The organism is Enterovirga sp., from assembly GCF_035325185.1.
In the GTDB taxonomy this organism is placed as follows: Bacteria; Pseudomonadota; Alphaproteobacteria; order Rhizobiales; family Beijerinckiaceae; genus Enterovirga.
Genome location: NZ_DAOLAJ010000101.1, coordinates 1 through 5,186 on the forward strand (window position 1 = coordinate 1; position 5,186 = coordinate 5,186).

Below are 5,186 nucleotides of genomic sequence, written 5' to 3' on the forward strand. Positions count from 1 at the left end.
GTCGGGCCGGCGATCAGCTTGCGGACCTCGTGCTGGCTCTTTCCGCAGAAGGAGCAATAGAGCGTGCTCTTCGAGTCGCTGCTGCCGGCTTTGCTCATCACCGTCTCCAGTCAGGTCGCGGGGCGCACGCAGCCCCGCCGAATCACAACCTTCAGCGTAGGGAGATCGGCCTAAACAAAAGCTGATCATCCCAAACGTCGCGCCCTCCCCGCGGAGGCCGGCCATCGTGCGCCGGCCCGGCCCGATGCAATCACGTGCGGGCCGGCCGATCAATAGCGGCTGCGGCCTCTTGTGACCGGCCGCCGCACCTCAGGCCAGGGCCGCCGCGCCCGCTTCCGGGCGCTTGACCAGCACCTGATCCACGATGCCGAACGCCTTGGCGGCATCGGCGGTCATGAAATTGTCCCGCTCGAGCGCGGTATGGATCGTGTCGTAGTCCCGGCCCGTATGCTGGACATAGATCTCGTTGAGGCGCTTCTTCAGGGCCTCGATCTCGCGGGCATGGATCAGGATGTCGGTCGCCTGACCCTGGAAGCCGCCCGAGGGCTGGTGGACCATGATCCGCGCATTGGACAGCGCGAAGCGGTGGTCCTTCTCGCCGGCGCAAAGCAGCAGCGAGCCCATCGAGGCCGCCTGCCCGACGCAGAGCGTCGCCACCGGGCAGCGGATGAACTGCATGGTGTCGTAGATGGAGAGCCCCGACGTCACCACGCCGCCCGGCGAGTTGATGTAGAAGGAGATCTCCTTCTTGGGGTTCTCCGCTTCCAGGAACAGGAGCTGGGCGACGATCAGCGAGGCCGAGTAATCCTCCACCGGCCCCGTGAGGAAGATGATCCGCTCGCGCAGCAGGCGGGAATAGATGTCGAAGGCCCGCTCGCCCCTGTTCGACTGCTCGACCACCATCGGCACGAGCGTGTTGTTGTAGATATCGACTGGATCTCTCATCGCCCTCATCTCGTGATTGCCGGCGGGGGCTTCTGCGGCCCGTCCGCCGAGCCTCGCGGCGCCTAGGCGGAAGCCTCGGCGCCTTCCTTTTCCTCGTCGTCCTTGAACAGCGCTTCGCGCGTGGTCGGCTCCTCGAGAACCTTCACTTGGCCGAGAATATGGTCGACGGTCTTCTCCTCGAAGATCGGCGCCCGCAGCTCGGCCCTCGCGCCCGGGTTCTTCTGATAGAATTCCCAAACCTGCCGTTCCTGGCCCGGATACTGGCGTATCCGCTCGACGAGAGCCTGGTTCACCTCCTCGTCGCTGACCTTGATATCGGCTCTCTCCCCCACCTGCGCAAGGACGAGGCCGAGCCGCACGCGCCGCTCGGCGATCTTGCGGTACTCCGCCCGGGCGGCCTCCTCGGTCGTGTTCTCGTCGGCGAAGCTGCGCCCGCTATTGTTAAGATCGGCGAGCACCTGGCTCCAGACCGCGTTGAATTCCTGCTCCACGAGCCCCTCGGGCAGGGCGAAATCATATTTGGCGTCGAGGGCGTCGAGCAGCTCCTTCTTGAGCTTGCGGCGCGACTGCGCCTCGAAGTCGCGCCCGATCGCCGATTTCACCGCTTCCTTCAGCTTCTCGAGGCTCTCCATGCCGAAAGCCTTGGCCATCTCGTCGTCGATCGCGACCTCCTCGGGCGCAGCGACGGCCTTGACCTTCACCTCGAACTCGGCCGGCTTCCCGGCCAGCTTCTCGGAGCCGTAATTCTCCGGGAAGGTGACGCTCAGCGTCTTCTCGTCCCCCGCCTTCGCACCGACGAGCTGCTCCTCGAAGCCGGGGATGAAGGTGCCCGAGCCGATATCGACGTCGATGTCGTTCGCGGTGCCGCCGTCGAAGGCCTCGCCCTCGATCCGGCCGACGAAATCGACCGTGACGCGGTCGCCCTCGGCCGCCTCGCCGTCCTTGGGCGAGAAGGTGCGGTTCTGCTGCGCCATGCGCTTCACGGCCGCCTCAAGCTCCTCCTCGGAGACTTCCGCGACCTGCTTCGTGACGCTCACGTCGCCGAGATCGGCCAGCTCGAATTCCGGCAGCACCTCGAGGGCGATGGTGAAATCGAGATCGCCCTTGGCCTGGAGGGCCTTCTCGACCTCCTCCTGATTGGAAGGCAGGTCGACCTTGGGCTCCATGGCGAGCTTGAGGCTGTTGTCCTCGATGATCTTGCGGTTGGCCTCGCTGACGGCGTTCTGCACGACGTCGGCCATGACCGAGCGGCCGTAGAGCTTGCGCAAATGCGCCATCGGCACCTTGCCGGGCCGGAAGCCGTTCAGGCGGACCTTGTCCTTCAGGGTCGTCAGCTCGCCCGTCAGCCGCTCCTCCAGCTCGGAGGCCGGGAGCGTGACCTTGTATTCCCGCCGAAGACCTTCCGACCTCGTTTCCGTGACCTGCATGACTTCCTCGTCGAACTCGATTTGGCGCCCGGTGGCCGTGCGCGGCTGAAACTGAAAGCGGGCGCGGCCACGGACGACACCTGCGGCGCAAAGCCCATCGGCCGGTCCCCGTGACGGAATCGCCAAGCCGTCCGTGGCCGGGGCCGCGGACGGGACCTCACCGCCGATGGCGCGGCTTATGTCACGCCGTCAAGCCCGTGTCACGATCACTTCACGATCACTCTGACAATATGGAGCAGCCGCTTTGCAGGCCCGGCGCGATCTCCTAGAGGAGACGCGAGGCCCGGCTGGCGGAACTGGTAGACGCAGCAGGTTTAGGTCCTGCCGCCGCGAGGTGTGGGGGTTCGAGTCCCTCGCCGGGCACCAGTTCAGCCTCCGCGGACGACGCGGGCGGGATTGCCGGCGGCCGTCGCGCCCGCGGGCACGTCGCGGGTGACCACCGATCCCGCCCCGATGACGGCGCCGTCCCCGATGGTGATGCCCGGCACGATGACGGCGCCTCCGCCGATCCAGACGTCGCTGCCAATCCGCACCGGCCGGCCGAATTCGAGCCCTGCGCGCCTCGTTTCGGCATCGCGCGGATGGTCGGCCGCATAGATCTGGACGGCCGGGCCGATCTGCGTCCGGTCCCCGATCCTCACCGACACGATGTCGAGGATCACGCAGTTGAAATTCAGGAAGGCGTCGCGGCCGATCTCGATATTGTAGCCGAGATCGCAGTGGAAGGGCGGCCGGATCACGGCCCCCTCCCCGGCCCCGCCGAGATGCGCGGCGAGGAGCGCATGGCGTTCCGCAGCCGTCGCGCCGGGCGATCCGTTATAGCGCGCCAGCCACGATTCGTTGGCGGCGAAATCGGCCTGAAGCTCCGGGTCGGCGGCCCGGAACGGCTTGCCCGCCAGCATCTTTTCCTTCTCGGTCATCATCCTCACGGCTCTCCCCACCCGCGCGGCGGCGCCCTTCCCGGCATGCTGGCCAAGCCTCGGGGCGCACGCTAGGAAATTCCGTGCCGCCGCCTGCCGAAGCGGAGGCTCGGGGGAAAACATGAGCGCGCTCAAGAGCCGGACGGGCGGACAGATCCTGGTCGATCAACTGATCGCGCAGGGAGTGGCGCGGGCCACCTGCGTTCCGGGCGAGAGCTATCTCGCCGTCCTCGACGCGCTGCACGATGCGGCGATCGACGTGATCGTCTGCCGCAACGAGGGCGGAGCGGCGATGATGGCCGAGGCCGAGGGCAAGCTTACGGGGCGCCCCGGCATCTGCTTCGTGACGCGCGGCCCCGGCGCCACCAATGCGAGCGCGGGCGTCCATATCGCCAAGCAGGATTCGACCCCGATGATCCTGTTCGTCGGGCAGATCGACAGGTCGATGCGCGACCGCGAGGCGTTCCAGGAACTCGACTACCGAGCCGTCTTCGGCACGATGGCCAAGTGGGCGACCGAGATCGACGAGGCCGAGCGGATCCCCGAGATCGTCGCCCGCGCCTTCCGGGTCGCGATGCAGGGCCGGCCGGGCCCCGTGGTGATCGCCCTCCCCGAGGACATGCTGACCGACACCGCCGAGGTCGCGGATGCGCCGCGCGTCGAGCCGGTCGAGCCCTGGCCCGCCCCCGCCGACATGGACCGGCTCCAGGCCATGCTCGGCGAATCCCGGCGCCCCCTCGTCATCCTCGGCGGCTCGCGCTGGAGCGAGCGAGCCCGCGCGACCATGGTGCGTTTCGCGGAGCGCTTCGATCTTCCGGTCGCAACCTCGTTCCGGCGCGCCTGGCTCTTCCCGGCGGATCATCCGAATTACGCCGGCGAGGTCGGGATCAATCCGGGGCCGAAAATGACCGCGCGGGTGAAGGAGGCCGATCTCCTGCTTCTCGTGGGCGCGCGGATGTCGGAGATGCCCTCCTCCTCCTACACGCTCCTCGACATTCCCGTGCCGAAGCAGCGTGTCGTCCACGTCTTCCCCGATGCGGGCGAGTTGGGCCGCGTCTACCAGCCGGCTCTTGCCATCGAGGCCGCGCCGAACGCCTTCGCTGCCTCGCTCGAACGCCTCCAGCCGCCGCGCGAGATCCCCTGGAAGCAGCGCAGCGCCGAGGCGCGGGCCGATTATCTCGAGCGGATCGGCAAGCCCCGCGCCCTGCCCGGCGAGTTCCAGACGAGCGAGGCCATGCTCTGGCTGCGGGACAGGCTGCCCAAGGACGCCATCGTCACCAACGGCGCCGGCAATTTCGCCGTCTGGGTGCACCGCTTCATTCCGCTCGACGGCACGCGCCGCAACCTCGCGCCCACCTCCGGCTCCATGGGCTACGGGCCGCCGGCCGCCGTCATGGCCAAGCGCGTCCATCCCGACCGGACGGTCGTCTGCTTTGCCGGCGACGGCGATTTCATGATGAACGGGCAGGAATTCGCCACCGCCGTCCAGTACGACATCCCCGCGATCGTCGTCATCCTGGACAACTCGATGTACGGCACGATCCGCATGCACCAGGAGCGCGAATATCCGAGCCGGATTTCCGCGACCCGCCTCAGGAATCCGGATTTCGCCGCCTATGCCCGCGCCTTCGGCGGCCACGGCGAGACCGTTCGCACGAATGCCGAATTCGGCCCGGCCTTCGAGCGGGCGCTGGCTTCCGGCAAGCCAGCCATCCTGCATTGCATCGTCGAGCAGGAGGCCCTGACGCCCGACCGGACGCTCTCCGAGATCAGGGGCGGGTGATTCCGCCGCCCCAACCCTCCCCTTCTTGCCGCGGAGAGGGCGGGCTCGGCCCAAGACCCGCGGGGGCGGTCCCCCCCCGCCCGACGCCTTGGAGGTCCCCTCCACCCCCCC

Annotated in this window: 5 protein-coding genes and 1 tRNA gene; 2 read left to right on the plus strand and 4 right to left on the minus strand. The window is 67.9% G+C overall.

Going from position 1 to position 5,186, the window contains the following annotated elements; translation table 11 throughout:
* The 3 genes from PKD06_RS15945 to tig form a co-directional block, all read right to left on the minus strand.
* Positions 1 to 98, minus strand: a 98-nt coding sequence (locus tag PKD06_RS15945; RefSeq protein ID WP_324381814.1) for a ClpX C4-type zinc finger protein, incomplete at its 3' end; no start/stop codon positions are given.
* Positions 99 to 309: 211 nt separating this feature from the next.
* Positions 310 to 945: an ATP-dependent Clp protease proteolytic subunit gene (locus PKD06_RS15950; RefSeq protein ID WP_324381790.1), complete on the minus strand. Its 636-nt coding sequence runs from the start codon at positions 943 to 945 to the stop codon at positions 310 to 312.
* Between the two features lie 62 nt (positions 946 to 1,007).
* A complete protein-coding gene (gene tig, locus PKD06_RS15955) occupies positions 1,008 to 2,372 on the minus strand; it encodes a trigger factor (RefSeq protein WP_324381792.1) in 1,365 nt (454 codons plus the stop codon).
* Between the two features lie 281 nt (positions 2,373 to 2,653).
* On the opposite strand from tig, the gene PKD06_RS15960 reads away from it, so the two are divergent.
* Positions 2,654 to 2,738 (plus strand) — tRNA-Leu (locus PKD06_RS15960).
* 2 nt (positions 2,739 to 2,740) lie between these two features.
* Here the strand turns inward: PKD06_RS15960 and PKD06_RS15965 are convergent.
* The gene (locus PKD06_RS15965) at positions 2,741 to 3,295 is read right to left on the minus strand and encodes a sugar O-acetyltransferase (protein ID WP_324381794.1); all 555 of its coding nucleotides are present in this window, start codon (positions 3,293 to 3,295) and stop codon (positions 2,741 to 2,743) included.
* A 118-nt stretch (positions 3,296 to 3,413) separates the two neighbouring features.
* On the opposite strand from PKD06_RS15965, the gene PKD06_RS15970 reads away from it, so the two are divergent.
* The gene (locus PKD06_RS15970; protein ID WP_324381796.1) at positions 3,414 to 5,075 is read left to right on the plus strand and encodes a thiamine pyrophosphate-binding protein; all 1,662 of its coding nucleotides are present in this window, start codon (positions 3,414 to 3,416) and stop codon (positions 5,073 to 5,075) included.
* The last annotated feature ends 111 nt before the right edge of the window (positions 5,076 to 5,186 follow it).

What these genes read in the sequence shown, in the direction of transcription:
- PKD06_RS15970 (WP_324381796.1), top strand. Translation starts at nt 3,414, where the DNA reads ATGAGCGCGCTCAAGAGCCGGACGGGCGGACAGATCCTGGTCGATCAA.
- tig (WP_324381792.1), bottom strand. Translation starts at nt 2,372, where the DNA reads ATGCAGGTCACGGAAACGAGGTCGGAAGGTCTTCGGCGGGAATACAAG.
- PKD06_RS15965 (WP_324381794.1), bottom strand. Translation starts at nt 3,295, where the DNA reads ATGATGACCGAGAAGGAAAAGATGCTGGCGGGCAAGCCGTTCCGGGCC.
- PKD06_RS15950 (WP_324381790.1), bottom strand. Translation starts at nt 945, where the DNA reads ATGAGAGATCCAGTCGATATCTACAACAACACGCTCGTGCCGATGGTG.